Annotated in this window: 24 protein-coding genes; 17 read left to right on the top strand and 7 right to left on the bottom strand. The window is 72.0% G+C overall.

Annotated features, from left to right (window positions below):
- Nucleotides 1-79: 79 nt before the first annotated feature.
- The 5 genes from E1269_RS00355 (at nucleotide 80) to E1269_RS00335 (ending at nucleotide 5,264) form a co-directional block, all read left to right on the top strand.
- On the top strand, nucleotides 80-700 hold the full coding sequence (locus tag E1269_RS00355; protein WP_131889849.1) for a helix-turn-helix domain-containing protein: 621 nt from the start codon (nucleotides 80-82) through the stop codon (nucleotides 698-700).
- 8 nt (nucleotides 701-708) lie between these two features.
- Nucleotides 709-1,695: a deoxyribose-phosphate aldolase gene (deoC, locus tag E1269_RS00350; RefSeq protein ID WP_131890409.1), complete on the top strand. Its 987-nt coding sequence runs from the start codon at nucleotides 709-711 to the stop codon at nucleotides 1,693-1,695.
- Between the two features lie 12 nt (nucleotides 1,696-1,707).
- On the top strand, nucleotides 1,708-3,150 hold the full coding sequence (locus E1269_RS00345; protein ID WP_131889847.1) for an aldehyde dehydrogenase family protein: 1,443 nt from the start codon (nucleotides 1,708-1,710) through the stop codon (nucleotides 3,148-3,150).
- Nucleotides 3,150-4,022 (top strand): aldehyde dehydrogenase family protein, encoded by an 873-nt coding sequence (locus E1269_RS00340; protein WP_131889845.1) that lies wholly within the window; start codon nucleotides 3,150-3,152, stop codon nucleotides 4,020-4,022. The genes E1269_RS00345 and E1269_RS00340 overlap by 1 nt, the downstream gene beginning before the upstream one ends.
- 81 nt (nucleotides 4,023-4,103) lie before the next feature.
- Nucleotides 4,104-5,264, top strand: a complete 1,161-nt coding sequence (locus E1269_RS00335) for a CapA family protein (RefSeq protein ID WP_131889843.1) — start codon at nucleotides 4,104-4,106, stop codon at nucleotides 5,262-5,264.
- Here E1269_RS00335 and E1269_RS00330 read toward each other — a convergent pair.
- Genes E1269_RS00330 through E1269_RS33690 form a run of 4 tightly spaced genes read right to left on the bottom strand, consistent with a single transcriptional unit; the run spans nucleotide 5,248 to nucleotide 9,033 of the window.
- A complete protein-coding gene (locus tag E1269_RS00330; protein ID WP_131889841.1) occupies nucleotides 5,248-7,488 on the bottom strand; it encodes a heavy metal translocating P-type ATPase in 2,241 nt (746 codons plus the stop codon). The genes E1269_RS00335 and E1269_RS00330 overlap by 17 nt on opposite strands.
- Nucleotides 7,485-8,441 carry a hypothetical protein gene (locus E1269_RS00325; protein ID WP_131889839.1) on the bottom strand — a complete coding sequence of 319 codons (957 nt, stop codon included), beginning with the start codon at nucleotides 8,439-8,441 and terminating at the stop codon, nucleotides 7,485-7,487. Before E1269_RS00325 ends, E1269_RS00330 begins: the two co-directional genes overlap by 4 nt.
- Before the next feature lie 23 nt (nucleotides 8,442-8,464).
- On the bottom strand, nucleotides 8,465-8,674 hold the full coding sequence (locus E1269_RS00320; RefSeq protein WP_131889837.1) for a heavy-metal-associated domain-containing protein: 210 nt from the start codon (nucleotides 8,672-8,674) through the stop codon (nucleotides 8,465-8,467).
- 35 nt (nucleotides 8,675-8,709) lie between these two features.
- The gene (locus E1269_RS33690; protein WP_131889835.1) at nucleotides 8,710-9,033 is read right to left on the bottom strand and encodes a metal-sensitive transcriptional regulator; all 324 of its coding nucleotides are present in this window, start codon (nucleotides 9,031-9,033) and stop codon (nucleotides 8,710-8,712) included.
- Nucleotides 9,034-9,170: 137 nt separating this feature from the next.
- Between E1269_RS33690 and E1269_RS00310 the strand changes: the two genes are divergently transcribed.
- From E1269_RS00310 to pta, 5 genes are all read left to right on the top strand, one after another.
- The gene (locus E1269_RS00310; protein WP_203432631.1) at nucleotides 9,171-9,773 is read left to right on the top strand and encodes a uridine kinase family protein; all 603 of its coding nucleotides are present in this window, start codon (nucleotides 9,171-9,173) and stop codon (nucleotides 9,771-9,773) included.
- A 71-nt stretch (nucleotides 9,774-9,844) separates the two neighbouring features.
- On the top strand, nucleotides 9,845-10,060 hold the full coding sequence (locus E1269_RS00305) for a PspC domain-containing protein (RefSeq protein ID WP_131889833.1): 216 nt from the start codon (nucleotides 9,845-9,847) through the stop codon (nucleotides 10,058-10,060).
- A 63-nt stretch (nucleotides 10,061-10,123) separates the two neighbouring features.
- The gene (locus E1269_RS00300; protein WP_131889831.1) at nucleotides 10,124-10,645 is read left to right on the top strand and encodes a hypothetical protein; all 522 of its coding nucleotides are present in this window, start codon (nucleotides 10,124-10,126) and stop codon (nucleotides 10,643-10,645) included.
- The gene (locus E1269_RS00295) at nucleotides 10,645-11,142 is read left to right on the top strand and encodes a DUF421 domain-containing protein (RefSeq protein ID WP_131889829.1); all 498 of its coding nucleotides are present in this window, start codon (nucleotides 10,645-10,647) and stop codon (nucleotides 11,140-11,142) included. Before E1269_RS00300 ends, E1269_RS00295 begins: the two co-directional genes overlap by 1 nt.
- A gap of 51 nt (nucleotides 11,143-11,193) precedes the next feature.
- The gene (gene pta / locus E1269_RS00290) at nucleotides 11,194-13,260 is read left to right on the top strand and encodes a phosphate acetyltransferase (protein WP_131889827.1); all 2,067 of its coding nucleotides are present in this window, start codon (nucleotides 11,194-11,196) and stop codon (nucleotides 13,258-13,260) included.
- Nucleotides 13,261-13,370: 110 nt separating this feature from the next.
- Here the strand turns inward: pta and E1269_RS00285 are convergent, their stop codons facing one another.
- Entirely contained in the window at nucleotides 13,371-14,333 is a 963-nt protein-coding gene (locus E1269_RS00285) for an LLM class flavin-dependent oxidoreductase (RefSeq protein WP_203432629.1), read from the bottom strand.
- Between the two features lie 44 nt (nucleotides 14,334-14,377).
- Between E1269_RS00285 and E1269_RS00280 the strand changes: the two genes are divergently transcribed.
- From E1269_RS00280 to E1269_RS00260, 5 genes are all read left to right on the top strand, one after another.
- The gene (locus E1269_RS00280) at nucleotides 14,378-15,574 is read left to right on the top strand and encodes an acetate/propionate family kinase (protein ID WP_131889825.1); all 1,197 of its coding nucleotides are present in this window, start codon (nucleotides 14,378-14,380) and stop codon (nucleotides 15,572-15,574) included.
- Between the two features lie 191 nt (nucleotides 15,575-15,765).
- A complete protein-coding gene (locus tag E1269_RS00275) occupies nucleotides 15,766-17,301 on the top strand; it encodes an alkaline phosphatase D family protein (RefSeq protein WP_131890403.1) in 1,536 nt (511 codons plus the stop codon).
- Nucleotides 17,298-18,020, top strand: a complete 723-nt coding sequence (locus E1269_RS00270) for a discoidin domain-containing protein (protein WP_131889823.1) — start codon at nucleotides 17,298-17,300, stop codon at nucleotides 18,018-18,020. Before E1269_RS00275 ends, E1269_RS00270 begins: the two co-directional genes overlap by 4 nt.
- Before the next feature lie 405 nt (nucleotides 18,021-18,425).
- Nucleotides 18,426-20,171, top strand: coding sequence for a sialidase family protein (locus tag E1269_RS00265; RefSeq protein WP_131889821.1), 1,746 nt, complete (start codon nucleotides 18,426-18,428; stop codon nucleotides 20,169-20,171).
- Between the two features lie 116 nt (nucleotides 20,172-20,287).
- On the top strand, nucleotides 20,288-20,971 hold the full coding sequence (locus E1269_RS00260) for an ATP-dependent Clp protease proteolytic subunit (RefSeq protein ID WP_131889819.1): 684 nt from the start codon (nucleotides 20,288-20,290) through the stop codon (nucleotides 20,969-20,971).
- A 37-nt stretch (nucleotides 20,972-21,008) separates the two neighbouring features.
- Here E1269_RS00260 and E1269_RS00255 read toward each other — a convergent pair whose 3' ends face one another.
- Both E1269_RS00255 and E1269_RS00250 read right to left on the bottom strand, forming a co-directional pair.
- Nucleotides 21,009-21,893 carry a phosphotransferase family protein gene (locus tag E1269_RS00255; protein ID WP_131889817.1) on the bottom strand — a complete coding sequence of 295 codons (885 nt, stop codon included), beginning with the start codon at nucleotides 21,891-21,893 and terminating at the stop codon, nucleotides 21,009-21,011.
- Nucleotides 21,890-23,188 (bottom strand): NsdA family TPR-like regulatory protein, encoded by a 1,299-nt coding sequence (locus tag E1269_RS00250; RefSeq protein ID WP_131889815.1) that lies wholly within the window; start codon nucleotides 23,186-23,188, stop codon nucleotides 21,890-21,892. Before E1269_RS00250 ends, E1269_RS00255 begins: the two co-directional genes overlap by 4 nt.
- Nucleotides 23,189-23,536: 348 nt before the next feature.
- On the opposite strand from E1269_RS00250, the gene E1269_RS00245 reads away from it, so the two are divergent.
- On the top strand, nucleotides 23,537-23,719 hold the full coding sequence (locus E1269_RS00245) for a hypothetical protein (RefSeq protein ID WP_131889813.1): 183 nt from the start codon (nucleotides 23,537-23,539) through the stop codon (nucleotides 23,717-23,719).
- Between the two features lie 499 nt (nucleotides 23,720-24,218).
- Nucleotides 24,219-24,740 carry a hypothetical protein gene (locus tag E1269_RS00240; RefSeq protein ID WP_203432626.1) on the top strand — a complete coding sequence of 174 codons (522 nt, stop codon included), beginning with the start codon at nucleotides 24,219-24,221 and terminating at the stop codon, nucleotides 24,738-24,740.
- The last annotated feature ends 92 nt before the right edge of the window (nucleotides 24,741-24,832 follow it).

Below are 24,832 nucleotides of genomic sequence, written 5' to 3'. Positions count from 1 at the left end.
TCCGGATCGGCACCCGAGGGTATCCACATTCCGCCGTCGCGCCCTGGCGCCGGCCGCGATCGGCTGGTCGAATCGAGCCATGAAAGACAGCACCGACGCTCCCTCGCAAGCCCTCGGCGAGATCGAGCCGGAGCATCTGGCCAGATTGTCCTCCTATCGGACCGTCGGGGACGGTGCCGCGCCGGGGGTGTGGTCCGGCGGCGACAGACCGGAATGGGGGCATCCGGGTGTGCGCGACGGATCGGTGGTGTATGAGCTGTGGACCGCCGGTGCCGTCCTTCGCACCGCACGGGCCTATGCCGGCCTGAGCCAGCGGGAGCTGGCCGAGCGGACCGGGCTGGCGCAGTCGACCATCGCGCGCATCGAGGCCGGGCGCACGGTCGCGCGCTGGTCGGTGGTGTTCCGGTGCGTCCTTGCCTGCGAGCTGACCTTCGCGCTGCTGGCGCCCGAAGGCGAGGTGATCGGCCACGAGCCGCTGGTGGTCGACCGGGATGCCGCAGGGCGGCGGTATCCGGCGCACCTGCGTGTTCGTCGCGTGGGTCGCCGGAGTCACTGGTGGCGCGACAAGCACAACGTGCCGGACCTGCGCCGGCGCGTCCCTCGATTCACGTTCGACCGGCGGCATCGCTGGGACCCGCCCGACCCGGTCCTGGTCCGTCGCCGTCGGCGAAGGCAGGCCCTGCGGCGCCTAGACTCGTGAGCGTGACCGTGCTCTCCGCGCTCGACGACGCGCGCCTGTCCGACATCACGTCGTCGGAGGCGTCGCTGCGCCGCTTCCTCCACGGACTGCCCGGGGTCGACCAAGTCGGCGCCGAGGCCAGGGCGGCCATGCTGGCCACCCGGTCCATCAAGACCACGGCCAAGCAATTCGCCATCGACCTCGCCATCTCGATGATCGACCTCACCACGCTGGAGGGCCAGGACACTCCGGGCAAGGTGCGCGCGCTGTGCGCCAAGGCACTGCGCCCGGACCCGTCCGACCGCTCCGTGCCGCGGGTCGCGGCGGTCTGCGTCTACCCCGACCTGGTCGCGACGGCGAAGGAAGCCCTCGGCGCCGGCTCGGACGTCAAGGTCGCCAGCGTGGCCACCGGCTTCCCGTCCGGGCGTACCAGCCTCGCGGTGAAGGAGGCCGACACCCGCGACGCGGTCGCCGCCGGCGCCGACGAGGTCGACATGGTCATCGACCGCGGTGCCTTCCTGGCTGGCCGGTACGGCCAGGTCTTCGACGAGATCGTCGCCGTCAAGCAGGCGTGCGCCCGCGCCCATGGCGCCAACGATGATGGTGCCGGTGCGCACCTGAAGGTCATCCTCGAGACCGGCGAGCTGGCGACGTACGACAACGTCCGGCGAGCGTCCTGGCTGGCGATGCTGGCCGGCGCCGACTTCATCAAGACCAGCACCGGCAAGGTCGTGCCGGCGGCGACCCTCCCGGTGACTCTGGTGATGCTCGAGGCGGTGCGCGACTTCCGCGACGCCATCGGCCGGCAGGTCGGCGTCAAGCCTGCCGGGGGCATCCGCACCAGCAAGGACGCCATCAGGTACCTCGTGCTGGTCAACGAGACCGCCGGCGAGGACTGGCTCGACCCCGACTGGTTCCGACTCGGCGCCTCCAGCCTGCTCAACGACCTGCTGATGCAGCGGCAGAAGATGCTCACCGGCCGCTACGCGGGTCCCGACTACTTCACGCTCGACTGAGGCGGCCACACCATGACGAAGTTCGAGTACGCACCGGCGCCGGAGTCGCGCGCGATCGTCGACATCAAGAGCTCCTACGGCCTGTTCGTGAACGGCGAGTTCGCCGACCCCGTGGACGGGTCGTCGTTCAAGTCGGTCAACCCCGCCACCGAGGAGGTGCTCGCCGAGATCGCGCAGGCCGGCCACGCCGACGTCGACGCCGCCGTGCAGGCCGCGCGGCGCGCCTACGACCGCGTCTGGTCGAAGCTGTCCGGCCGCGACCGCGGCAAGTACCTGTTCCGCATCGCGCGGATCATCCAGGAGCGGGCCCGCGAGCTGGCCGTGCTGGAGTCCATCGACAACGGCAAGCCGATCCGTGAGTCGCGTGACGTCGACATCCCGCTGGTCGCCGCCCACTTCTTCTACTACGCCGGATGGGCCGACAAGCTGCGCTGGGCCGGCGCGGGGCCCGACCCGAAGCCGCACGGCGTCGCCGGCCAGGTCATCCCGTGGAACTTCCCACTGCTGATGCTCGCGTGGAAGATCGCCCCGGCGCTGGCCGCGGGCAACACCGTCGTGCTCAAGCCAGCCGAGACGACGCCGCTGACCGCGCTGCTGTTCGCCGAGATCTGCCAGCAGGCCGACCTCCCGCCCGGTGTGGTCAACATCGTCACCGGCGCCGGTGAGACCGGCCGCCTGCTCGTCGAGCACCCCGGAGTGGACAAGGTAGCGTTCACCGGGTCCACCGAGGTCGGCAAGCAGATCGCCCGCAGCGTCGCCGGCACCACCACGAAGGCGACCCTCGAGCTGGGCGGCAAGGCCGCGAACATCGTGTTCGACGACGCGCCGGTCGACCAGGCCGTCGAGGGCATCGTCAACGGCATCTTCTTCAACCAGGGCCACGTGTGTTGCGCAGGTTCGCGGCTGCTGGTCCAGGAGTCTGTGTACGACGAGACCCTGGCCCGGCTGAAGCGCCGGCTGACCACGCTGCGCGTCGGCGACCCGCTGGACAAGAACACCGACATCGGGGCCATCAACTCTCACCTGCAGCTGGCCCGCATCCGGGAGCTGGCGGAGGTCGGCGAGGCCGAGGGCGCGCAGCGCTGGTCGCCGGAGTGCGAGCTGCCCGACCGCGGCTTCTGGTTCCCGCCGACGGTGTTCACCGGCGTCACGCAGGCGCACCGGATCGCCCGGGAGGAGATCTTCGGGCCGGTCCTGTCGGTGCTGACGTTCCGCACGCCGGCCGAGGCGGTCGAGAAGGCGAACAACACACCGTACGGGCTGTCCGCCGGCGTCTGGACCGACAAGGGCTCGCGCATCCTGTGGATGTCGCAGCGGCTGCGCGCCGGCGTCGTCTGGGCCAACACCTTCAACCGGTTCGACCCGACCTCACCGTTCGGCGGATACAAGGAGTCCGGTTACGGCCGCGAAGGCGGCCGGCACGGCCTGCTGGCATACCTGAAGGCGGAGGACTGATGGCGGAGCGCCTGGCGGTCAAGAAGACCTACAAGCTGTATATCGGCGGGAAGTTCCCGCGCTCGGAGTCCGGCCGGTCGTACCAGGTCAGCGACGCCAAGGGCCGGTTCCTCGCCAACGCCGCCTGGGCCACGCGCAAGGACGCCCGCGACGCCGTCGTCGCCGCCCGCAAGGCGTACCCGGGCTGGTCCGGCGCTACGGCGTACAACCGCGGCCAGGTGCTCTACCGGGTGGCCGAGGTCATGGAGGGCCGGCACGCGCAGTTCGTCGACGAGGTCGCCGCCGGCGAGGGCGTGGCGCGCGGCAAGGCCGAGAAGCTCGTCGACGAGGCCATCGACCGCTGGGTCTGGTACGCGGGCTGGTCTGACAAGATCGCCCAGGTGGTGGGGTCCAGCAACCCGGTCGCGGGCCCATATTTCGACTTCTCCGTCCCGGAACCGACCGGCGTGGTCGCGGTGCTGGCGCCGCAGCGGTCGTCACTGCTCGGCCTGGTGTCCGTGCTCGCGCCGGTCATCGTGGGCGGCAACACCGCCGTCCTGGCGGCGTCGCTGGAGCGGCCGCTGCCGGCCGTCACGCTGTCGGAGGTGCTTGCGACGTCCGACCTGCCCGGCGGCGTGGTGAACATCCTCACCGGACGGGTCGGCGACACCGCTGCGTGGCTTGCCGCGCACATGGACGTCAACGCCGTCGACCTCGCCGGTGCCGCCGGTGACGCCGAGCACGCCCGCCAGCTGGAGCTGGCCGCCGCCGACAACCTCAAGCGGGTGGTGCGCGCGCCCGAGGCCGAGCCCGAATGGACCGCCGAACCCGGCCTGGAACGCATCACCGCCTACCTGGAGACGAAGACCGTCTGGCACCCGGTCGGCATCTGAGGTGCCCTCACTTCACCGGCGCCGGGGGCAGGGTCGGAGTCGCGGTCGGGCTTGAGGCCGCCGCGACCATAGGCTCGGAGCATGCACGGACGCGGGTTCCTGCTGGTGGCGGTGGTCGCCGCCGCGGCCGGCGCGGGCTGCGCGGGAGCGGACCGGGCCGACGACGGTGTCAGGTCGCCGTCCGCGGGTGGGTCGCCCAGCGGGCTCGTGCCCGACGATCTGGCCACGTCCAGCCCGCCGGCGACCCAGTCCCCGACGAACACACCGACGCCCACGCCGGACCCCGGCCCGGTCACGCTGGCCTTCGCCGGCGACATCCACTTCGAGGGCCACCTGCGGGCCCGGCTCGACGACCCGGCGAGCGCCCTGGCGCCGATCGCCCCGCAGCTGGGGGCCGCGGACGTCACCGTCGTGAACCTGGAGACCTCGGTCGGTGCCAGTGGCGCCCCGGAGCCGGGCAAGCGGTTCACCTTCCAGGCCCCGCCGTCGGCCTTCACCGCGCTCCAGGCGGCCGGTGTCGACATCGTCACCATGGCGAACAACCATGCGATGGACTTCGGCGCGGACGGACTGGCCGACACGCTGGCAGCGGTCGCGGCCGCACGGCCGGGCCTGGACGTCGTCGGGGTCGGCGCCGACGCGGCCGAGGCGTTCGCCCCCGCGGTCCGCGACGTGCGCGGCACCACCGTCGCGGTTCTCGGCGCCAATGTCCCCGACGACCCGGGCGCCGACCCGACCGGCCACTGGGCCGCGACCGAGACCTCCGCCGGGGTGGCGACAGCGCTCGATCCGGCGCCGCTGCTGAGGGCGGTCGCCCAAGCGCGGACCGTCGCCGACATCGTCGTCGTGTACCTGCACTGGGGCGTGCAGGGCGAGAGCTGCCCGAGCCCATCGCAGACCACGCTGGCCGCTGCCCTGTCCGACCCGGCGACCGGGGCGGACGTCGTCGTCGGAAGCCACGCCCACCGGTTGCAGGGCGCCGGACGGATCCGGCCGAACGGCGCCTACGTCGCGTACGGGTTGGGCAACTTCGTCTGGTACACGCAGGCCTCCGACGCCACCGCGGCCACCGGGGTGCTCACGGTCACCGTCGACGACGGCGAGGTGACCGGCGAGGCCTGGGCGCCGGGGCGCATCGGCGCCGACGGCCTGCCGGTGTTCGCCAGCGGCGCCGCGGCGCAGCGGTTGACCGCCGACCGCGACGCGCTGCGCGACTGTGCCGGGCTCACCGCGCTGCGGTGAACCGCCGCAGCCGCAGGCTGTTGGTGACCACGAACACCGACGAGAACGCCATCGCCGCGCCGGCCAGCATCGGGTTGAGCAGCCCGGCCGCCGCCAGCGGCAGCGCCGCGACGTTGTAGGCGAACGCCCACACCAGGTTTCCCTTGATCGTGGCCAAGGTGCGCCGGGACAGCCGGATGGCGTCGGCGGCGGCGTGTAGGTCACCGCGGACCAGGGTCAGGTCCGAGGCTTCGATCGCGACGTCGGTGCCGGTGCCCATCGCCAGGCCGAGGTCGGCCTGGGCGAGCGCGGCCGCGTCGTTGACCCCGTCGCCGACCATCGCCACGACCTTGCCCTGCGCCTGCAGCCGCTTGACGACGTCGACCTTGTCGGCCGGCAGCACCTCGGCGACCACTGCGCCGATGCCGACCTCGCGTGCCACCGACGCCGCGGTGGCCTCGTTGTCACCGGTCAGCAGGATCGGCGTGAGGCCGAGCCCGCGCAGCCGCTCGACGGCGGCCGGGGAGGTCGCCTTGATGGCGTCGGCGACCACCAAGACCCCGCGGGCGGCACCGTCCCAGCTGACGACGACGGCGGTGCGGCCCTGCGCCTCGGCCCGCTCCATCGCCACGACCAGCGACGACGGCAACTTCTGCGACCACTCCTCGAGCAGCCGAGGCCGACCGACGAGGACCGCCCGGCCGTCGACCATGCCCTGGACGCCCAGTCCCTCGACGTTGCGGAAGTCATCGGCCTTCGGCAGGGCGCCCAGCCGGGACGCGGCCCCGTCGGCCACCGCCCGGGCGATCGGGTGCTCCGAGGCGTTCTCCAGCGCGCCGGCCGTGCGCAACACCTCGTCGGCGTTTTCGCCGTCGGCCGGTACGACGTCCAGCAGGGTCATGGTCCCGGTGGTGACGGTGCCGGTCTTGTCCAGCACGACGGTGTCGACCTTGCGGGTGGACTCCAGCACCTGCGGGCCCTTGATGATGATGCCGAGCTGGGCCCCGCGACCGGTGCCGACCAGCAGTGCCGTCGGCGTGGCCAGGCCCAGCGCACACGGGCACGCGATGATCAGCACGGCGACGGCGGCGGTGAAGGCCCCGGCCGCGCCGGAGCCGGTACCGAGCCAGAAGCCGAGCGTGCCCGCGGCCAGCGCGATGACGATCGGCACGAAGATCCCGGAGACCCGGTCGGCCAGCCGCTGGACCTCCGCCTTGCCGCTCTGCGCGTCCTCGACCAGCTTGGCCAGCTGCGCGAGCTGGGTGTCGGCGCCGACCCGGGTGGCACGGACGACCAGCCGGCCGTGCGCGTTGACGGTAGCCCCGACGACGTTGTCGCCGGTGCCGACCTCGACCGGGACGGACTCACCGGTGATCATGGAGACGTCGACCGCCGACGCACCCTCGACGACGACGCCGTCGGTGGCGATCTTCTCCCCCGGCCGCACCACGAACAGATCGCCGACGGCCAGCTGGTCGGCCGCGATGCGCTCCTCCCGGTCGCCGCGCCGGACGGAGACCTCCTTGGCGCCCAGCTCCAGCAGGGCGCGCAGGGCGGCTCCGGCCCGCCGCTTCGACCGGGCCTCGAAGTACCGCCCGGCCAGGATGAACGTGGTGACGCCGGCGGCCACCTCCAGGTAGATGTTGCCGTCGCCGCCGCCCCGGGAGATGGTCAGCTCGAACGGGTGCTCCATGCCGGGCATGCCAGCGGTGCCGAGGAACAGCGCGTACAGCGACCAGCCGAGCGCGGCCAGCGTGCCCATCGACACGAGTGTGTCCATGGTGGCGGCGCCGTGCCGCAGGTTGACCCAGGCGGCCCGGTGGAACGCCGCACCGCCCCAGACGACGACCGGCGCGGCCAGCGTCAGGGACAGCCACTGCCAGTAGTCGAACTGCAGCGCCGGAACCATCGCCAGGACGATAACCGGCACGCTGAGCAGCGCGGACACGGTGAGCTTGTCGCGCAGCGCCCGCGCCGGGTCCAGCCGCTCGCCGTCGCCGTCATCGTCGCGCCCGGACGGGGCACGCGTGGGCTCGGGCAGCCTGGCCGTGTAGCCCGCGGCCTCGACCGCCGCGATGAGCTGCGCGGTCTCGACGCCCTCGCCGTACGTCACGCGCGCCTTCTCGGTGGCGTAGTTGACGCTGGCGGTGACGCCGTCGAGCCGGTTGAGCCGCTTCTCGACCCGGGCGGCGCAGGAGGCGCAGGTCATGCCGCCGATCTGCAGGTCGACGGTGCCGGCGCTCATGAATCCTCCCCGTGGTCGTCGACGGCGGGGACGCGCACCGTGAACTCGGCGGTGCGCACGACGCCGTCGTGCTTGAAGTCCAGGAACAGCCGGTAGTCGCCGGCCGATGCGGCGGTCGCGTAGAAGGCGATGTCCGGGCCCGGTTCGGTGGTGCCGTCACCGGGCTCGCCGTCAGGGTGGACGTGTAGGTAGGCGAGGTCGCCGTCGCGCAGCGCGACCAGGTGCCCGTAGGCGCCCAGGTACGGCTCGAGGTCGGTGACCGGGCGGCCGTCACGGCTGACCGACAGCGTCAACTTGGCCTCTTCGCCCGGATGCGGCTCGCCGTCGAGGGTGACGGTGTACCCGTCGACCTCCGCGGTGGTCGCCGGCTCCGGCAGCGCGGCCGGCTGGTAGGCGCCGGCGACCGCGAGGTCCGCGGCCAGCACCAGCCCGTCGTCCTCGCCGGGAACGACGAAGTCGGCGAACAGCTTCCACTCGCCCGGAGTGAGCGCCAGCGGGATACTCCAGGTGCCCGCGGCGTCGCGGACGGGGTGCACGTGCTGGTAGCCGGTGAGGTCGCGGCGGACCGCGATGAGGTGCAGCTCCTCGTCGTGCTCCTCCTCGAACGTGGTGACGGCGGCGCCGTCGGGCCCGAGGATCCGGAACGAGAGCGGGGTGGCCGGACCGGCCGGCAGCGTGTCGGCGTCCAACGCGAAGGTGTAGCCGCGGTCGGACACCATCAGCCCACCCGGCAGGTGCCCGCCGGACGCGCCGTCCGCGCCGCTGTGGCTCGCGGCCTCGTCTCCGTCATCACCGCTGTGCGTGTCGGTGGCCTCGTCGCCGTGTTCGGCTTCCGCGGCCGCGGGCTCGTCGCCGTCGTCGATCGGCCCGGCGGCGCGACCGATGCCGGCGGCCAGGGCGAACACGCCGGCCAGGCAGAGCGCGTAGATGCCGAGCTTGGCGGGAGCGTTCATGATTTTCGCTCCTCGCCGCGCGCTCAGGAGCCGGCGAGCTGGTAGCCGGCCTCTTCGACCGCAGCCCGCACGGCATCGTCCGTGAGCGGAGCATCGCTGGTGACGTCGACCGCGCCGTTGGCGAGGTCCACGTCGACCTGGGTGACGCCGTCGATACGGCCTACCTCTTCGCGGACGGAGCTCACGCAGTGCCCGCAGGTCATGCCGACGACGGTGTAGGTGGACGTGGTCATGGCGAAACCCTTCTGACGGATCGGATGTGGGAAGGTCAGGACCGCACGAGACGGGCGATGGCGTCGGAGGCTTCCTTCACCTTGATGTCGGCCTCCGGGCCGCCGGAGCGCGCGGCCTCGACCACGCAGTGCGCCAGGTGCTCCTCGAGCAGCCCGAGCGCCACCGACTCCAGCGCCTTCGTCATCGCCGACACCTGGGTGAGGATGTCGATGCAGTACTTCTCGTCAGACACCATGCGCTGCAGCCCGCGCGCCTGCCCCTCGATGCGGCTCAGCCGCTTGAGGTAGTCGTCCTTGCGGTGGATGTAGCCGTGCGTGCTGTGCGAGTCGGCTGGCGTCTCGGCTGGTGTCTCGGTCATGGCGGTCCTCCTTGCGATGCCCTCACTGGAACCATACCCCGGTGCGGTATTCATCGCATGACCTGACCGTACAGTACCCCCCTAGGGTATGTCCAATGTGGGTCGGGTCACACCGATGCATGGCAGACTTGGAGCCCGTGCACCGTGTCGTCCTCCTCGCGGGCCCTTCGGGCAGCGGCAAGTCCCGGCTGGCGCGCGAGAGCGGCCTCCCGGTACTGAACCTCGACCACTTCTACCGCGACGGCGACGACCCGGACATGCCGCGCCACCCCGAGCTGAGCATCGTCGACTGGGACGATCCGCGCGCCTGGGACGCCGGCCGCGCCGTCGACACGCTGACCGAGCTGTGCCGCACCGGGTCGGCGCGGATCCCCGTCTACGACATCGCGCACGACCGCGCCACCGGTAGCGAGCCGTTCACCGTCGGCGCCGCACCGGTCTTCATCGCCGAAGGACTGTTCGCGGCCGAGATCGTGCGGGACTGCCGCGCCCACGGCATCCTGGCCGACGCCATAGTGCTGCATCGCAAGCCGTGGAAGAACTTCCTGCGCCGGCTGGCCCGCGACCTCGCCGAGCGCCGCAAGCCGCCGCTCACACTGCTACGCCGCGGGCTCGCGCTGCTGCGGGCGGAGCGGGCTGTCGTACGCCGGCAGCGCGAGCTCGGCGCCCGGCCGGCCGACGCCGCTGAGGTGCGCCGGGCTCTCAGGGCTGCGGCCGAGACACCCTCCGGGATGCCCTGAGCAGCCCTCTCCGGGTTCGACCATCCTCCAGACGGACGTCTGTGAGCCGGGCGCGCGCCTACCGTTGAGGTATGAGTACGAGCGACTACTACCCCACCGCCAGCCGCGGCGGGTTGGTCCGGCCGCGCGGCAACCGGATGATCGCCGGTGTCTGTGCGGGCCTGGCCCAGCGCTTCGGCATGAAGACCCGAACGGTCCGCATCCTGGCCCTGGTGTCCTGTCTGCTGCCCGGCCCGCAGGTGCTGGCTTACATCGCCCTCTGGCTGATCATGCCCAACGAGGACTGACCCGGCCCGCACGCACCGGCGCGTCCACCGGGTCCCACCGGCCCGGACCGGTACAACGGTGACGTGGTCCACCACATCGCGACGCTCCCGCGCCATCGCGAGGCCGACCGGGCCCGTCGTGGGCGCAACCTGCGCCGTGCCGGCGTCGCGGTGCTGTGCGTGCTGGTCGCGGCCGGGCTGACCGGCGCGCTGGGGCCGCGCGCGGGCACCGTCCGGGCCGACGGCGGCGGCTACGAGCTGTCGATCCGGTACGGCCAGGTCACCCGGCCCAGCATCCCGGTGCCCCTGGAGATCACGGTCCGCCGCGACGGCGGCTTCGCCGGCCCGGTGACGCTGAGCATCAGCAGCGACCTGCTCGACCGCATCGACTTCAACGACTGGTACCCGAACCCTGACGCCGAGACCGCCGGCCCGACCGTCGTGGAGTACGAGTTCGCGCCGCCGTCGGGCGAGGTGCTGCACGTCCTGCTCGACGCGCGGACGGCACCCGGGCAGCTACCCAGCACGCAGCGGTACGCCGTCGCCGTCGTCGAGCAGGACACCGAGGTGGCTCGTGCCACGTTCCGGATGACGGTGCTGCCCTGATGGACGTCATCGTGCGCGCCGCCATCGTTTTCGCGATCCTCTGGTTCGTGCTCCGGGTGTCCGGCAAACGGCAGGTCACGCAGCTGTCGGCCTTCGAGCTGATCCTGCTGGTGACGCTCGGCGACCTCATCAGCCAGACCGTCCTGCAGGAGGACCTGTCGCTCACCGGCGGGGCGCTCGCGGTCGCCACGTTCACGCTGCTGTCGATCCTGCTCTCCTGGGTGAGCTGGCGGTTCCGCCGGATCCGTCCGGTGCTGGAGGGTGAGCCGACCATCCTGATCCGGGACGGGAGCGTCGACGACAAGGTCCTGCGCTACGAGCGGCTGCCGATGGACGACGTGCTGGCCGCGGCCCGCGAACACGGCGTGCGAGACCTCGCCGAGGTCGACCTCATGGTCCTGGAGGCCGACGGAACATTCTCGATCTTCACCCGCTCCCCGGCCGAGGAAAACGACCAGGACGAGGCACCGCCGCGACGAGGTGGAGCACCCGCGTGACTCGCCGCACAGGATCACCGATCGCCGCGCCCGCCGAGATAGCCTCACGGCGTGGTTCGCAGCGTCTACGTGGCCTCGGTCACCGGTGAGACAGGGAAGTCCACCGTGGCCCTGGGCACGCTGGAGGCGCTGACCCGTCGCATCGGCGAGGTCGGGGTGTTCCGGCCGGTGGTCCGATCCGGCCAGCAGCCCGACTACGTCCTGGAACTCCTGGTGGAGCACGACGGCGTCGACCTGCCCTACGAGGTCTGCGCGGGCGTCACCTACGAGGACGTGCACGCCGACCCCGACGCCGCGATGAGCACCATCCTCAGCCGCTACCGTGCCGTCGCCGCGCAGTGCGAGGCCGTGGTCGTCGTCGGCAGCGACTACACCGACGTCGACAGCCCGACGGAGTTCTCGTTCAACGCGCGGGTGGCGGCGAACCTCGGCGCGCCGGTGGTCCTGGTGCTCAACGGCCATGACCGCAGCCCGGTCGACCTCGCCGCCGTCGCCGAGATGGCCACCGCAGAGCTGACCGCCAACTACGGCACGCTCGCCGCGGTGGTGGCCAACCGGGTGCCACCGGAGTCGGTCGACGACGCCCGCGCGGCGCTGGAGCCGTACGGCCCGGCGTACGCGCTGCCGGAGGAGCCGTTGCTGTCCGCGCCGACCATGGGCGACCTCGTCCAGGCCGGCGGCGGCACGCTGTTCCGCGGCGCGCCGGAGCGGCTCGGCCGCGAGGTGAGCGGTCTGGTGGTGGCCGGCATGACACTGCCGAACGTGCTGGACCGGCTCGCCGACGACGCCGTCGTCATCACCCCGGCCGACCGCAGCGACGTTCTGCTCGGCGTGCTCCTCGCGCACGCGTCGAAGACGCTCCCGACGCTGGCCGGCATCGTCCTCAACGGCGGCTTCGAGCTGCCCGCGCAGATCCTCCAGCTCATGGACGGCCTGGACCTCGAGCTCCCGATCACGACCGTGCCCGGCGACACGTTGGCGACGGCGACAAAGCTCGCGGCGGTCCGCGGCCGGCTCACCCACGGCGCCACCCGGAAGGTGCAGACCGCGCTGGCGCTGTTCGACGAGTACGTCGACGCCGGCCACCTGCTGGACCGCCTCGACGTCACCCGCAGCAGCGTCGTCACGCCGCTGATGTTCGAGCACGACCTGGTCGACCGGGCGCGTGCACAACGCAAGCGCATCGTGCTACCCGAGGGCGAGGAGGAGCGGGTGCTCCGCGCCGCCGACACCGTGCTGCGCCGCGGCATCGCCGACCTGACCCTGCTCGGGCGGCCCGACGACGTCCGCGCCGCCGCCGACAGGCTCGGGGTGGAAATCAGCGCCGCCGACGTCGTCGACCCGCGCGAGAGCGAGCTGCGCGGCCGGTTCGCGCACGAGTACGCCCGGCTGCGCGCGCACCGCGGTGTCACCCAGGAGGCCGCCTGGGACCAGGTGGCCGACGTGTCGTACTTCGGCACGATGATGGTGCTGCTGGATCTGGCCGACGGCATGGTGTCAGGCGCGGCGCACACCACCGCGCACACCATCCGGCCGGCGTTCGAGGTGGTCAAGACGCTGCCCGGGGTATCCATCGTGTCCAGCGTCTTCTTCATGTGCCTGCGCGACCGGGTGCTGGTGTACGGCGACTGCGCGGTCAACCCGGACCCGACCGCTGAGGAACTGGCCGACATCGCGATCTCGTCGGCCGCCACCGCCGCACAGTTCGGGGTCGGCCCACGCATCGCGATGCTGTCGTACTCCACCGGGTCGTCGGGCTCCGGGTCTGACGTCGACAAGGTGCGGGCGGCGACCGCGCTGGTGCGCGAGCGCGGTCCGGACCTGGAGGTCGAGGGCCCCATACAGTACGACGCCGCCGTCGATGCCAGTGTTGCGCGGGCCAAGCTGCCGGGCAGCGAGGTGGCCGGCCGGGCGACGGTGTTCGTGTTCCCGGACCTCAACACCGGCAACAACACCTACAAGGCCGTGCAGCGCAGCGCCGGCGCGGTGGCGATCGGGCCGGTGCTGCAAGGTCTGCGCCGACCGGTCAACGACCTGTCGCGGGGCGCGCTGGTGCGCGACATCGTCAACACGATCGCGATCACGGCGATCCAGGCCCAGTCGGCGGAGGCCTCGTGAGCACGACAGCCTCCGGTGGGTGGGAGGATGCCGTCTCCGCCCGCCTCGCTCGTTCCTCGCTCGGACGCCCGCGCCTACCCCTGACGGCATCCTCCCACCCACCGGCCGGACTAGCGCGCTGCCAGCTCCAGGACGTCGGCGACCTGGGCTCGGGCGGCGTCGACGTCGGGGATGGGGTACAGGCCCACGCTGCGTACGCCGGCGTCCTCCAGCGACCGCAGGTGCGCGGCGGCGTCGTCCATGGTGCCGACCGGGGCCATCTCGATCCACCACTCCGGCGGCACGGTGGCCAAGCCGTCGATGCCCTTGCTGGCGTAGCGGGCGGCGAGGTCGTCGTAGAACGGGAGCGTGGTCAGGCTGGGCGTCGGGTGGTCGAGCTGGCGGCCCAGCCACGGCGCCATGGTGCGGTAGGCCTCGCTGCGCTCCTTGGCCACGCAGACGACTCCGAAGACGGCGACGTGGAAGTCGTCAGCGCTGCGACCGGCCTGCTCCAGCGACCAGCGCACGTAGGAGGCGCCGGCGGGCTCGGCCAGCACCAGGCCACCCGCGGCGCGGCCGGCCATGGCCAGCGACCGCGGCCCGCGCACGCCGGCCAGCAGGGGCGGCGGGTCGGCCGGCGGCTGGTCGAGCTGGACGGCGTCGAGCTGGACGTAGTGGCCGTGCGAGGTGACCTCCTCACCGGCCAGCAGCCGGGTGACCGCGACCATGACCTCCTCGAGCGCGGTGACCGGCGACGCCGGCCGGACGCCCATCTGGCCCATCCACGGCTGCACGCCGTGCCCGATGCCGGGCAGCACCCGACCCGGACCGAGCCCGTACAGGGTGGCGATCTCCATGGCCGTGACGGCCGCGGTGCGCACCACCGCTGGCAGGATGCCGATGCCGACGGTGAGCCGTTCGGTGACGCTCAGCGCGGCGGCAGCCAGGCTCGGGCCGCTGGTGAAGAAGCAGTCCTCGATGACCCACAGCTGCCCGGCACCGCCATGGTCGAGCGAGCGGGCGATCTCGGTGACGAAACTCGGCGGGAACGTCCGGTCGAAGCACATTCCGACCTGAAGGCGGTTGCTCGGCATGGCGGCAGACTAACGGCCCCCTCCGACAGGAACGGACGACACAGATGACCGCGACCGTCCTCGTGCTGAACTGCGGCTCGTCGTCGATCAAGTACCAGCTCATCGACGCCGGGGAGACGACCCTGCTCGCGAAAGGGATCGCCGAGCGCATCGGCGAGCCGTCGAGCCGGGTCAAGCATGAGATCGGCGACCAGGTCGACGAGCGCGACGCCGACCTCGCCGACCACGCCGCGGCGCTGGACGACATCGTCACGGCGTTCCAGGCCGCGGGCGAGCGGCTGACCGAGCGCGGCCTCGTCGCCGTCGGCCACCGGATCGTGCACGGCGGCGACCGATTCACCGAACCGGTCACCGTGGACGACGACGTCGAGCGCGCGATCGCGGAGCTGGCGCCGCTCGCGCCGCTGCACAACCCGCCCGGGCTGACGGCGCTGCGGCTGGCCCGGCAGGCGCTGCCGGACGTGCCGCACGTGGCTGTCTTCGACACCGCGTTCCACCACACGCTGCCGCCGGCCGCGTCCACGTACGCGCTCGACCGTGAGCTGGCGGCGCGGTACCACGTGCGCCGCTACGGCTTCCACGGCACGTCGGTCTCGTACGTCAGCCGCGAGGCCGCCCGGCTGCTGGAGCTCGACCCGGAGGACGCCAACCTCATCGTGCTGCACCTGGGCAACGGCGCGTCGGTGACGGCGGTGCGCGGCGGCCGGTCGGTCGACACCTCCATGGGGCTGACGCCGCTGGAAGGGCTGGTCATGGGCACCCGCGCCGGCGACATCGATCCCGGCGTCCTCACCTACCTGCACCGCGAGGCCGGCTTCTCCGTCGCGGACCTGGACGAGCTGCTCAACCGCCGCAGCGGCATGCTGGGCCTGGCCGGCGCGAACGACATGCGCGAGGTGCACCGCCGCGCACGTGAGGGCGACGAGACCGCCCGGCTGGCCCGCGAGGTGTACTGCCATCGCATCCGCCACTATGTCGGCGCCTACCTCGCGGTGCTGGGCCATGCGCACGCGATCGTCTTCACCGCGGGCGTCGGCGAGAACGACACGTGGGTGCGCTCCCACTCGCTGGCCGGCATGCGTCGGCTCGGCGTCGAGGTCGACCACGTGCGCAACTCCTTCGCCACCAGCAGGTCGCACGTCATCTCCCCCGACGAGGCAGACGTCACGGTGATGGTGGTGCCGACCAACGAGGAGCTGGAGATCGCCCGCCAGGCCACCGCCCTCGTCTGCGCTGGTTGACTCCGCACATTGCCGCAACTGTTCACTTTTGGTTCGAGTCGCCGCGACCGCCGGTCAACGCTGAGCTGACAGCGTCCGTCACACCCCGCACCTTTCCCGGGGCGAGATGGAGGAGACCAGTGACCGCAGACGGCATCCGGCTCGACCGGCGCCGGTTGCTCCAGCTCGGCGGCGTCAGCGCCGCGTCGATCATGCTGGGCACCGGCGCGATCTCCTCGGAGCGGGCGCACTCGGCGCCGTCGTTCCAGGCCGACCCGTTCAGCCTCGGCGTGGCCTCGGGCGATCCGCTACCCGGCAGCGTCGTGCTGTGGACCAGGCTGGCGCCCGACCCGTTGGCCGAGGACGGTCACGGCGGGATGCCGCCGCGGCCGGTCCGGGTGCGCTGGGAGGTCGCCACCGACGAGCGGTTCCGCCGGGTGGTCCGCCGCGGCAGCGTTGAAGCGACCCCTGAGCTGGCGCACTCGGTGCACGCGGAGGTGAACGGCCTGGAGCCGGGGCGGTCCTACTTCTACCGGTTCGCCGCCGGCCGCGCGGAGAGCCCCGTCGGCCGGACCCGGACCGCGCCGGCTCCGGACGCTCGGGTGTCCAGCCTGGCGTTCGCGTTCGCGTCGTGCCAGGCCTGGCCGGACGGCTTCTACACCGCGTACCGGCACCTGGCCGACGAGGACCTCGACCTGGTCGTCCACCTCGGCGACTACATCTACGAGTACGGCATCCCGGCAACGGGCGGGAACCGCAACACACCGGTCCCGGACCACTTCGCCACCGAGACCGTCAGCCTGAAGCGCTACCGCACCCAGTACGCGCTGTACAAGAGCGACCCGGACCTTCAGGCGGCGCACGCGGCGTTCCCGTGGCTGGTGACGCTCGACGACCACGAGGTCGAGAACGGCTGGGCCGATGACGTACCCGAGGGCAACACGCTCACCCCCACCCGGGAGGAGTTCCTGGAACGGCGCGCCTCGGCGTTCCGCGCCTACTACGAGCACCTGCCGATCCGCAGCACAGCACTGCCGACCGGCCCGGACATGCGGCTGTACCGTCGCTTCACCTTCGGCCACCTGGCCGAGTTCAACCTGCTCGACACCCGGCAGTACCGCTCGCCAATGGCCGACGCCGAGACTGACGATCGGTTCGACCCGTCGCGCACTCTGACCGGCGACGAGCAGGAGCGCTGGCTGCTCGACGGGCTGTCCGCGTCGAGCTCGCGGTGGAACGTGCTGGCCCAGCAGATCCGGGTCGCCCAGTTCGACCACGGCTCGGAGTCCGACCCGAACCTGCCGCAGGACGGCTGGGAAGGCTTCGGCATGGACAGCTGGGACGGCTACGTCGCGTCGAGGGACCGCGTCTTCGGTGGCATCGCCGAGCGCGGCGTGCGCAACCCCGTCGTGCTGACCGGCGACTGGCACCGCCACCTGGTGGCCGACATCAAGGCCGACTACGCCGACCCGAGCTCGGCCACCATCGCCTCGGAGCTGGTGGGCACGTCGATCAGCTCCGGCGGCAACGGCACCGACATCGACAACCTCGGCCGGGCCGGACTGCTGGTCAATCCGCACGTGAAGTTCTACAACATCCAGCGCGGCTACGTGTCGTGCCGGCTGGACGCCCAGCGGTGGACGACGCGGTTCCAGGTGCTGCCGCAGGTGCTCACCCCGGGTGCGCCGGTCTCGACCCGCGCCACCTACGTCATCGAGGACGGCCGTCCGGGCGCGGTGCCGGCATGACGATCGACTACCGAACGCCGCTCGGGCCCGTCGTCGCGCTGTCCGCGACACCGCAGGAGGGACCGGCACGCCAGGCGGTCGTCCTGGACTGGACGCCGCCGGCCGGCGGCCGCGTCCTCGACCACTACATGGTGTACGGCTCACCACGCCCGGGCTTCACCGCCCGCGAGGCCGAGCTGGTGGTCGAGGCTCCGGTCAGCCGGTACGTCCACGCAGGTCTCGGCCCGGACCCCGAGACCTGGCACTACCGGGTCGTCGGCATCGACGCCGCCGGCAACGTCGGCGCGTTCGAGCGATCGCCGCTGGTGACGAGCACCACGCCGGCGTCGTTCGTCGTCGGCGCCACCGCGTCCAGCCAGTTCTCCGACGACTATGCCGCCCGGTTCGCCGCCGACGGGTCGATGTCCAGCCGGTGGGCGGCGGCCTACACCGACGACGAGTGGATCCAGGTCGAGCTGGCCCGGCCGATCGCGACCGGCCGGGTGGAGTTGCACTGGCAGGGCGCGTACGCCCGCGACTACGACCTGCTGGTGTCTCCCGACGGTGCCGCCTGGACGGTGGCGCGCGAGGTCCGCGGGAAGGCGACGGCGGCGCCGGACGCGCACGAGGTCGACGGCGCCGGCGAGTTCCGGTTCGTGCGGATGCACGGCCGGCTGCGCGCCACCCAGTGGGGCTTCTCGATCTGGGAGTTCTGGGTCTTCCCGGCGACGCCCGGCTGAGCGCACTCTCGTCCCGTTGATCGTGGACTAACAGCGGAATCGGCGCCCGTTTCGCCCGATCGATTTCGCGGAAACTCCAAGATCAACGCAGCGGGCGGGTTACGACCCGTCCCGCGCCAGCCGACTGGCGCCGGAGACCGCGCGTCGACCGGTTCCGACCACTCTTGCCAGCCGATCACCTCCGGTGGAGGCTGCTGCCTGCGACCACCGCGTCCGGGCACCGGGCGCCTCGGGGGGCTTGGTCACCTGATGCGGCGTGCCGCGCAGACCTTTCCGCCACGTTCAGGAGATGTCATGCGCATCAGGCGATCTACCGCGGTCACGACCGCAGCACTCAGCACCGTTCTCGTCGCAGGGATTGCCGCAGCGGCCCCGCTGACACCCGGTGGATCCACCGAGGTCACCGTGGGAAGCAACGACCTGCTGTTCTCGCAGAACAAGCAGAACGAGCCCGGTCTCGCCGTGAACCCCGTACAGCCGAACATCCTGGCCGCCGGGGCCAACGACAACATCGACATGGAGGCCTGCACCGCCGGCGACGACCGGACCTGCCCGTTCACCCCCGGGGTGGGCCTGTCCGGCGTGCAGTTCTCCACCGACGCCGGCCGCACCTGGGTCCAGCCCACGTACACCGGCTTCTCCGCCCGGGTGTCGCCGAGCTGCCTGGGGCAGCCCGACCCCGCGCCCGGCCAGCCGCCCGCCACCGACGCCGGCTGCGTCCCCGACCCGGACGGCCCTATCGGCACGCTTCCGCACTACGACGAGACCGGCATGGTCTCCAACGGTGACCCGGAGCTGGTGTTCGGCCCGGTCCCCGACGCCAACGGCGACTTCTCATGGGACAACGGCCAGCGGCTCTACTACACGAACATCGCCACGCCGTTCCCCGGCGACCCGGGCTTCCGCGGCGCGGCCGCCATCGCCGTCTCGCGCACCGACGACGTCGCCGGCGCGATCGCCGGTGACAACGACGCCTGGATGGACCCCGTCGTCGTCACCCGGCAGAACTCTGCGCTGTTCAGCGACAAGGAGCAGATCTGGGCCGACAACGCCGAGTCGAGCCCGCACTTCGGCAATGTCTACGTATGCAACGTCGGCTTCCGAGGGGCCGCCGGATCGGAACCGGTGTTGTTCGCCCGGTCCACCGACGGTGGCGACACCTGGAGCACCCGTCAGCTGACCCCGGCCACGAACAACCCGCAGACCGGCGGCCGGCAGGGCTGCGCAATTCGCACCGACAGCACCGGCGTGATCTACGTCGTCTGGATCGGGACCGACATCCGCACTCGCGAAGGCGTGTTCCTCCAGGCCCGCTCGTTCGACGGCGGCGCGAACTTCGAGCGTCCGCGCGCGATCGTGCGGCCGATCGCCGGCATCGGCCAGTTCGACCCGGCCCAGGGCAGGTTCACCATCGACGGCATCGCCGGTGCGCGGACCAACTCGTTCCCGAGCATCGACATCGCCAACGGCGCGCCCTCCGGTGCCGACGCGACCGACCAGATTCTCATCACCTGGTCCGACAACCGCGCGGGCGTGAACCAGGAACGCGTCTTCATCGTCAGCAGCACGAACGGCGGAGACAGCTACTCCGCCCCCATCAACGCGAACGACGGCACCGACCGAGCCAACTTCCCAGCCATCGCCATCTCGCCGGACGGCACGGACGCGTGGCTGGTCTACAACGCCTGGCTGGACCCCTGGCGCACCGACACCACGTCGCCGCGGCGGGTGCTCGGCGTCGTGCGGCACGCCGAGGTCGACCCGGCCACCGGCGCGACCGGGATGTGGACGACGCTGCTGCGCGGCGCCGTTGGCGACGGGCGGGCGTCGTCGGCGAACGCGCTGACCTCGGAGTTCCTCGGCGACTACAACTACGCCGTGGCGACCCGCGACTACGGCTCGCTGGTATGGAACGACATGCGCGACGGCGCGGTCTGCCCGGCCATCAACGCCTACCGGCAGGCCTTCGTCGAGGATGTCCTGGCCGGCGGGACGGAGCCGATAGTCGGTGACCGGCCGGCGGACCGGGCGGGGGCCGCGGAGCTGCCGAACGCGCACTCCGACGCGCTGCGGCCGGGCCCGAACACCCAGTGCCCGCCCACCTTCGGCAACTCCGACATCTTCGGAGGGACCTTCAGCGACGAATCCTGACCCGTGATCAACAGGGCGTTGCCGCCCCTCCAGCGGCAGCAACGCCCTGTTGAGCACCCTGAGCGGTCGGTCGCGGGGGCATGCTGGGAGGAGAACCACCCACGGGAGGAGCTCTCATGATCCGCACTCACCCCGCCGCCTCCTGGCCGCCGAACGTGCCGCCGGAGGTCCCGCCGCCGCAGCGCCCCGGCCCACCAGGGTCGCCGGGGCGGCCGTCCGGGCCACCAGGTCCAGGGTCGGAGCCCATCCTCCCGGTGTGGGAGGAGCTGGACGTGACACCTGGCCGCAGTGACGTCGCCGACCGGTTGCTGGCCCAGCGGATCGTGCACCTCGGCGGCCGGTTGGACGCCGCGCTGGCCAACCGCGCCGCGGCCCAGCTCCTGCTGCTCGGGCGGCACGACCCGCGCCCGGTCGAGCTGCATCTGTCGTGCCGCGACAGTGAGCTCGACGCATCGCTCTCCCTCGCCGACACCGTCGGGTTCCTCGCGGCGCCGGTTCACGCCGTGGTGCACGGGACACTGCACGGGCCGGCCGTCGCAGTGCTGTGCGCCGCTCAGGAACGTGGCGCGCATCGCGGCGCGCTGATCGTTCTGTCGCTCCCGCGCCTGGAGGCGGAGGGCACGGCGGACCAGCTGAGCGTCCAGGCCGACCAGCACGAGCACCAGGTCGCCCACCTGTGTGAGCTCGTGGCCGGCGTCACCGGTGGCGTGCCCGACGACGTCCGTGCCGACCTAGGCACCGGCCGGGTGCTGTCGGCCGCCGAGGCCTTCGACCTCGGCCTGCTCAACCGGCTCCTCTGACGCCCTGAGCGGCCCGGGCGCACGGGCGTCGATCGCCTCAGAGGATGCGGCGCCAGCTCCAGGGCCGGGCGCCGGCCAGGCCACGCAGGCAGGCGACCCGTCGCTCGGCCTCGGCCCGGGCCGCCGCGCCGCTCCCGGCGTGCTGCAGCATGTACGAGCACGCGCGCAGCTCGCGGATGTCGCGCAGCGTCTCGAACCCGGCCCAGCCGGTGACGTCGTACCCATAGACGTCGCAGAACCGCCGGTAGCCGGCCGCGTCGAGGGTGCCGAACGACGTCATGCGGACGGCGGTCGACACCAGGTCCCACTCCGGCGGCCCTACGGAGAATCGCTCCAGGTCGACGATCCACGCGGTGCCGTGCCCGTCGACGGCGACGTTGCCGACCCAGGCGTCGCCGTGCACGACCGTGCGGGCACGTCCGTCCGGGAGCTCGGCATGCCGGCGCTCGAGGTCGTTCAGGTACGACAGCAACCACGCACGGTCCGCCGGCGAGACCGTCGGTGCCACCATGATCCGGTCGCGCACCCGGACGAACGGCGCCAGCGGCGGCAGCCGGAAGTCCGCCGGCGGGTCCAGCGTGTGCAGCCGCCGCAGCACCTCTGCCACCTGGGGGTTCTCCGCGTCGTGATGCGGGGGCAGCTCCGCCCAGAACGTGACAGGGACGCCGTCGACGTCGACCGGCTGGGTCACGCCGGGCAGGGCACGCACGGCGGGCAGGCCGGTGCGTTCCAGCCAGCGCGCGACCCGGACCTCGTTGGCGGCCGACCCGGCCTGACCGGCCCGGCCGATCCGGGCGACCACGCCACCGGGCAGCCGGTAGACGGAGTTCTCGGCCGAACTGAGCAGCCGGGCTCCGGCGTCGTCCAGCTCGGCGATCCGGCAGGCGTGGTGCAGAGCGCGTTCGGGATCGTCAGCCGTCACGACGCCAGAACGGTGCCGAGCCGGTGTCGCAGCTCGGCCACCTCGGGGCGACGGGCGTGACGGCCGGCGAAGTCGTGCAGCTCGGCGAGGTCCATCGCGGCCCGGCGAGAGTGCAGCCGGCCGGCGTCGGCGACCGCGGCCAGGCCGATCTGGGCGGCCTCGGACGGGTCGCCCTCGGCCATGGTGAGTGACGCGAGCTTCGTCTGAGACATGGCTCGCGAGCGCACATAGCCGGCGGTGTGGCCCTCGATGGCCGCCTTGAGCCGGCCGGCCGCATCGGTGCGACGGCCCTGGACGGACAGGTCGAACAGGGCGTGACCGGTGTCGCCGGCATGTTGGGCGGCGTCGTAGTACGCCATCCACGCAGGGTCGCCCGCCGGGTCGGAGTGGACGAAGGCGTCATCGGCCTGGCCGACCGCGCGTAGTGCCTCCTGATCGCGGCCCAGCTTCGCCAGCGCGCGAGCCCGCGCGGTGTGGAGCATGGCCTGTTCGGTGGCGGTGAGCCGGTCGGCACGGACGAGAGCCAGCTCGGCGTAGGTGAGACCAAGGTCGGCCTGGCCGCGCCAGATCTCCTGCCGCGCCATCGACGACAGCACCTTGGCTCGCAGGTGCCAGCTGCCGATCTCCTCCGAGCACGCCAGCGAGAACTTGAAGATCTGCCGGGCGTCGTCGTACGCGCAGGCGTCGAAGGCCATGTGTGCGGTGGCGTGGCCGAGCAGGCCCACCGCTTCGTGCAACTCGACGCGGACCGGTTCGGAGCACTGCGCGTTGAGCAGCTGGGCGAACCACCGCAGTTGGGCGTTGGCGGCCTCGCGGACCCCGACGCCGCCATGGCTGTGGCCCCAGCTGATCAGCAGGTCCGCGGCACCGCGCACCTGCTCGATCTCGTCGCGGCCGACGCGTTTGGGCGCGTCGCTCGGGCGCAGCGGTGCCAGCAGGTCGAGCAGCATGGACGGCGAGGCCAGCGCGCCGACGCCCACGAACGCCGCGCGTAGGAACTCCTGGCGCTTCACGTCGTCACTGCCTGGCTGGACGATGGCGTCCGGGCGAACGACGTCGGCGACGCCGCTTCCGGCCGGGCGGACGACACTGAGCCGGCGGGTGTTGACGAAGCCCAGGTCTCGATCGGAGCCGACGCGGAGAACGACCCGCAGAGCCTCCCGGTACTCGGCCTGCGGCCAGCGGATGACGCCTCGCTCGAGCTTGCCGATGTAGTTGTCGTCCAGCTCGTAGACCCGCCCGGTCTTGCCGTGGAGGTGGGCATTGACCAGATCGGCGAGTTCCTGGCGAGACATCGGGGCCCCCGGAACGTCAGGGGACGGCGAACTCTCGCGGACCTGACGCAGGTGCTCATTCGCTTCGCGCACGATGTCTCCACGTAAGCGGGGACGTACATAATGGCATTCTCGGCGGATAGCTGTCAGGAGATCCGGAGTTTCCCGAACCATCCCCTCTCGCCTCCCCCAATGATCCCACGCCAATGCCCTACTGATCACGCAAATGAGGCGAAATGATTGGCATACGAGTCATGGCCGGTGCCTTTCTCCCGATTCGACACCGATCATGGATGCCGTGACTTGAGGCGGGTTGCCGGCTGACCACCCCGACCCGGCAACCCGCCGAAGAACCTCATGCGGAGAGGGATGACGATCATGCTGCGCCGGGACACCGAGTACGTGCTGACCTGGAACGCCGCCGCCCACACCTGGGAGGCGCGGCCCATTCGGCGCGAGGGCCGGCGCATCGTCCCGCTGGGCCCGGCCGCAGGGGAGGGCCGGGCCACGGCGGTCGTTCCCGATGCCGCGCGAATCGGCTGGGACGACTGAACCGGAGCATTCTTCCGCCACCGCCGACGAAAGGCATTTAGTCCGAATTGTCGGACTTCTCGAGCCCGCGTGCCGGCGAGGCGCCGCATCACGCTTCGGCAATCACACGGATGGAATTCCTCCGTATTCCCGCGAGAAGTGTCCGAACGGATGATTGCCGAACCGCGCGCACGAATTCAGGGCCTCCGCCGACCGGTGACATCGTCGCCGTCGTCGTTGCCGCCCAGTCGGTGAGCAGTCAGCGCGCCGGCGGCGCGATCGCCGACCCCGACCATCCCTGAGACACCCGGAGGCCGGCCGTGCCGCTCGTACGCCGACCACCGTACGACCGGAATACGCCACCGGACGGACGACCGGGCGGCAACCATCTACCTACCGTGAGGGCACCGATCGACGAGATCGGGGCGGGCCGCCGGAGCGGCAACTCCGACGGCCCGAGAAGCAGACCGGTCCAATCCCGGACATCGGTGTACGCGCTCCTCACGAAGGATGGTAGATCATGCAGGCCACCAGCTCCGGTCCTCAGCGGACTCAGCCGACAACGGTCCGGCGTCCCGCCGAGACCCGCACGGACCCGATCGCCGCGGCCACGCGCTGGCTGTCGCGGCACAGCATCCACGTCCTCCAGGTCAGCCTCGGCGCGATCTTCCTCGGCTTCGGCGTGCTCAAGTTCTTCCCCGGTGCCAGCCCGGCGGAGGCGATGGTCGAGCGGACCATCGACACGCTCACGCTCGGCCTGGTCAGCGGCCAGGCCGCGGTGGTGGTCACCGCCGTCGTCGAGTGCTTCATCGGACTCACGCTCATCACCGGCGTGTTCCTGCGCGCCGGGCTGGTGGTGCTGGGCGGCGCGCTGGTCGGCATCATGTCGCCGGTCGTGCTGTTCGCCGGTGACCTGTTCGCCGGCGGTACGCCCACCCTGGAGGCGCAGTACGTCCTCAAGGACGTCGTCCTGGCCGCGGCCGCCATGGTGGTGGCCGCCAAGGCCCTCGGCGCCCGGATGACGGCTCACCCGACCGCCTGAATCCCCCGCCGCAGCGCGCCGGGCTCGCATCGTCGAGCCCGGCGCGCTTCGTGTTGCCCGGAACTCCCCTGCCGATCGCGCCCGGCCGCCGG

Origin of the sequence: Jiangella asiatica, from assembly GCF_004349065.1 — a bacterium.
GTDB classification, from domain to species: domain Bacteria; phylum Actinomycetota; class Actinomycetes; order Jiangellales; family Jiangellaceae; genus Jiangella; species Jiangella asiatica.
This window is presented reverse-complemented; position numbering and strand designations above follow the sequence as displayed.